A 3,258-nucleotide genomic window follows, 5' to 3' on the forward strand; every position below is an offset into this window, starting at 1 on the left:
ACAAACTCAAAAATATAGACAAATCGATATTTACTTACTTCGACTCAAGCACATAAACAAGGCCGTCTGAAATCCAAGGAAACCCTTGATTTTCAGACGGCCTTGAATGAATCAATTACTCAGCGGCTGCAACAACAGCAACGGTAATTTTAGCAACAGCGTCAGTGTGCAGAGCCACTTCAACTTCGTATTCGCCAACAGCTTTCAATGGGCCGTTAGGCAGACGTACGTTTGCTTTAGCAGCTTGGATACCGGCAGCAACAATCGCTTCAGCGATGTCGGCATTGGTAACAGAACCGAACAGACGACCATCAACACCGGCTTTTTGAGCAACAGTAATGGTTTGGCCTTCCAGTTTTTCTTGACGGGCTTTAGCATCAGCCAAGATTTCAGCTTGTTTGGCTTCCAATTCAGCGCGGCGTGCTTCGAATTCTTTCATGTTGGCTTCGGTTGCACGTTTTGCTTTACCGGCAGGGATCAGGAAGTTGCGCGCGTAACCGTTTTTAACGGTAACGATGTCACCCAAGTTACCCAGACCGCCGATTTTTTCTAACAGAATAATTTGCATGATTTAAACTCCAAAATTATTTGTGTTGATCGGTGTAAGGCAACAGAGCCAGGAAACGGGCACGTTTCACAGCAGTAGCCAACTGACGTTGGTAGTGTGCTTTAGTACCAGTAATGCGGGCAGGGATGATTTTGCCGTTTTCAGAGATGAAGTCTTTCAACAAATCAACTTGTTTGTAATCAACTTCTTGGATTTTTTCAGCCGTAAAGCGGCAGAATTTTCTACGTTTGAATGATTGACGAGCCATTGTCGTTTAACCTTTATATTCTTTAATGTTCTGTATGCGTAGTACCGGCTTGGGGAAGCGTTGGCTGCGTTGCGCCAAAAAACCTTCCGACTCGATGATAGCATCTTGCCGATACTGCCATTCCTCAGCCTGCTTACCTAAAATCCGCGCGGGAATCTCAAACTTGACCAGACATTTCTGTCCGTTTTCTTCCTGCCAAGACTCATGTTGCAACACAACATCTAAAACAGGAATCCCTGCCGGCGTATATCTCAAAGGCTGAATCTGCAAGATACGGGCGGTAAGCTTAATCAGATTGTTCAATCTTATTCGGCTGCTGCAACTTCTTCAGCCGCACCGTTCAGCAAGTTTTTTGCTTTTTCGCCGCCCAGCATTGGGGAAGCTTCAGTTACAGCGTGTTTTGTTTTGATGGTCAGGTGACGCAGTACGGCATCATTGAAGCGGAAAGCAGTTTCCAACTCTTCAACCACTTCAGGAGTAGTTTCGATATTCATCAAAACATAGTGTGCTTTGTGGATTTTGTTGATTGGGTAAGCCAATTGACGACGGCCCCAGTCTTCCAAACGGTGAATTTTACCGTTGGCTTCAGTAATCATGGTTTTGTAACGCTCAACCATAGCAGGCACTTGCTCGCTTTGATCAGGATGAACGATAAACACGATCTCGTAATGACGCATGTTATCTCCTTATGGATGATTAAAAACAGCCTTTCACCATGCGAAGTAAAAGGCAAGGCAAAGAGGTCGAATTTTATCCGCATTTCTTAAAAAATACAAGTCCGGATTCAAAATCCACTTTCTTTTCAATCAAAAAACAACATTAGGCCTTATGGTTATTTCCTAGCAATCCACTCAACTATCTGCCAAAAATCTGCTAAAATCTGCCCCATCCTAATAAATACAGCATCAGAAGGCACACAATCATGGCTCTTTTGCAGATTTCCGAACCCGGCATGTCCGCCGCCCCCCATCAACACCGCCTCGCCGTAGGCATTGATTTAGGCACAACCAACAGCTTGGTGGCTACCGTACGCAGCGGCAGCGCAGTCTGCCTGCCCGATTCAGACGGCCGCACCACCCTACCTTCAGTTGTCCGTTATTTGGATGGCGAAGTTGAAGTCGGCAAAAACGCCCTTTCTGCCCAAAAAACCGATCCGCTAAATACAGTCAGCTCCGCCAAACGCCTGATCGGCCGTACCCTTACCGACCTCGCACAAGAGGCGCAATACCTGCCCTATCGATTTACACCCAATGAGCGCGTGGTCGAGTTAAACACCCGTCAAGGTGCAAAAACGCCTATCGAAGTATCTGCAGAAATCCTCAAAGCCCTCAAATTGCGCGCCGAAGAAACATTAGGCGGAGATTTGGTTGGTGCTGTCATTACCGTACCTGCCTATTTTGATGATGCCCAACGTCAAGCCACCAAAGATGCCGCACGTTTGGCAGGCTTGAATGTCTTGCGCCTCCTCAACGAGCCGACTGCCGCCGCAATCGCCTACGGACTGGACAACGCCTCAGAAGGCACGTTTGTCGTTTATGACTTGGGTGGCGGCACATTCGACGTATCCGTATTGCAACTGACTAAAGGCCTGTTTGAAGTTAAAGCCACCGGCGGCAACAGCGCATTGGGCGGCGACGACTTCGATCATCGTTTGTTCTGCTACTTGCTCGAACAAAACGACCTTTCCAAACTCAACGAACAAGACAGCCAACTTCTGCTTTCCCTTGTCCGTACTGCCAAAGAAAAACTGACCACTCAAACCGAAGCCGTCATCGAGACCACGCTTTCAGACGGCCATAAAATTCATACCGTCATTACCCGCCAAGAGTTTCACAATCTGACCCAAAATCTGGTACAAAAAACCATCGAGCCCGTCAAACAGGCTTTGAAAGACGCAGGCGTGACCAAGGCAGATGTCAAAGGCGTGATTATGGTTGGCGGCTCTACCCGTATGCTGCACGTTCAACAAGCAGTTGCCACCTTCTTCGGACAAACCCCACTGAACAACCTCAATCCTGACGAAGTGGTCGCACTCGGTGCCGCCATACAGGCAAACGTCCTTGCAGGCAACAAAACCGACGGCGAATGGCTGCTGCTGGACGTTACCCCCTTATCGCTTGGTCTGGAAACCTACGGCGGCCTTGCCGAAAAAATCATCCCGCGCAACTCCACCATTCCTACCGCGCGCGCGCAGGACTTCACCACTTTCAAAGACGGTCAAACCGCCATGACAATACACGTCGTACAAGGCGAGCGCGAACTCGTTTCCGACTGCCGCAGCCTTGCCAAATTTACCCTGCGCGGCATTCCGCCCATGGCAGCAGGCGCAGCACGTATCCGCGTGACCTTCCAAGTTGATGCCGACGGTTTACTGTCCGTTTCCGCACAAGAACAAAGCACCGGTGTACAGGCACAAATCGAAGTCAAACCTTCCTACGGCTTG

General features: G+C 48.8%; 5 protein-coding genes. 1 reads left to right on the forward strand and 4 read right to left on the reverse strand.

Going from position 1 to position 3,258, the window contains the following annotated elements; all coding sequences use genetic code 11:
- Positions 1–115 precede the first annotated feature (115 nt).
- Genes rplI through rpsF form a run of 4 tightly spaced genes read right to left on the reverse strand, consistent with a single transcriptional unit; the run spans position 116 to position 1,492 of the window.
- On the reverse strand, positions 116–568 hold the full coding sequence (gene rplI / locus ACTHS3_RS09895) for a 50S ribosomal protein L9 (protein ID WP_003678862.1): 453 nt from the start codon (positions 566–568) through the stop codon (positions 116–118).
- A gap of 16 nt (positions 569–584) precedes the next feature.
- Positions 585–815, reverse strand: coding sequence for a 30S ribosomal protein S18 (gene rpsR / locus ACTHS3_RS09900; protein WP_003678863.1), 231 nt, complete (start codon positions 813–815; stop codon positions 585–587).
- A gap of 6 nt (positions 816–821) precedes the next feature.
- Complete coding sequence (priB, locus tag ACTHS3_RS09905) at positions 822–1,124, reverse strand: primosomal replication protein N (protein ID WP_210386334.1); 303 nt, start codon at positions 1,122–1,124, stop codon at positions 822–824.
- Positions 1,121–1,492: a 30S ribosomal protein S6 gene (rpsF, locus tag ACTHS3_RS09910; RefSeq protein ID WP_004519252.1), complete on the reverse strand. Its 372-nt coding sequence runs from the start codon at positions 1,490–1,492 to the stop codon at positions 1,121–1,123. The genes priB and rpsF overlap by 4 nt, the downstream gene beginning before the upstream one ends.
- A 245-nt stretch (positions 1,493–1,737) precedes the next feature.
- Between rpsF and hscA the strand changes: the two genes are divergently transcribed.
- A partial coding sequence (gene hscA / locus ACTHS3_RS09915; RefSeq protein WP_440367867.1) for a Fe-S protein assembly chaperone HscA occupies positions 1,738–3,258 on the forward strand: 1,521 nt, incomplete at its 3' end.

This window comes from Neisseria sp. P0009.S007, from assembly GCF_051962515.1.

Coding starts and splice junctions, on each gene's coding strand:
- rpsR (WP_003678863.1), bottom strand. CDS start 815: ATGGCTCGTCAATCATTCAAACGTAGAAAATTCTGCCGCTTTACGGCT.
- rpsF (WP_004519252.1), bottom strand. CDS start 1,492: ATGCGTCATTACGAGATCGTGTTTATCGTTCATCCTGATCAAAGCGAG.
- rplI (WP_003678862.1), bottom strand. CDS start 568: ATGCAAATTATTCTGTTAGAAAAAATCGGCGGTCTGGGTAACTTGGGT.